This is a genomic window from Halobacillus sp. BBL2006, from assembly GCF_000786645.1.
Lineage (GTDB): Bacteria > Bacillota > Bacilli > Bacillales > Halobacillaceae > Halobacillus.
The window spans coordinates 1-702 of sequence record NZ_JRNX01000647.1 but is presented as its reverse complement, the minus strand read 5'-3'; the positions used below and the strand labels follow the sequence as shown (position 1 = coordinate 702).

The 702-nt window shown below is 41.7% G+C and carries 1 protein-coding gene and 1 pseudogene; both read right to left on the bottom strand.

Features of this window, described 5'->3' with window-relative positions; all coding sequences use genetic code 11:
• Nucleotides 1-295: biotin/lipoyl-containing protein (locus LD39_RS17590; protein WP_035550804.1), on the bottom strand; the 295-nt coding region annotated here is incomplete at its 3' end.
• Nucleotides 282-702, bottom strand: a pseudogene (locus LD39_RS17585) (2-oxoglutarate dehydrogenase E1 component); the annotation flags it as partial. The gene LD39_RS17590 and the pseudogene LD39_RS17585, both read right to left, overlap by 14 nt.

Here is a 702-nt window from a genome sequence, read left to right as displayed (position 1 = left end):
TTTCTTCTTTTTGTTCTTCTTTATCATCTGAAGCTTCTTCCTCAGATCCACCTGCTTCTCCGTTCTCATCCACTTTAGCAATGACGTCTCCGACTTCTACGTCATCCCCTTCGTCTTTTAGCAGCTCAGCGATGACTCCGCTTGCGTCTGCATTCACTTCGACGTTAACTTTGTCTGTTTCTAATTCAAGGATTGGATCGCCCTTTTCTACCTGATCACCTTTTTTAACAAGCCACTCCGCTATCGTACCTTCTGTGATAGATTCAGCTAGTTCAGGAACTTTAATTTCCTTCATTTGAATTTCCTCCTTTAGACATCTGTAGCGCTTCATGAATTATGCGATTTTGCTCGGTTTTATGGATATTTGGTTCCCCGACGGATGGAGACGCACGATGTGGTCTTCCAACATACCGGTGAATCTGATCACCTTTTAATAGTTTGTGGAGGATGCCTTCAACAAAGTACCAGCTACCCATATTTTGTGGCTCTTCCTGTACCCACACCAATTCTTCCAGGTTTGGATAGGTCTCAAGAATTTCTGCCAGTTTTTTCTCTGGGAAAGGATAGATTTGTTCGATACGTACAGCATCGATCGTTTCAAATGATTGATCTGCTTTTTCTACTGTATCTTCGATATCAACCATGATTTTTCCGCTTCCTAGCAGCAATGTTTTCACTTTTTTCTTTGCTTTTTCATCTTGC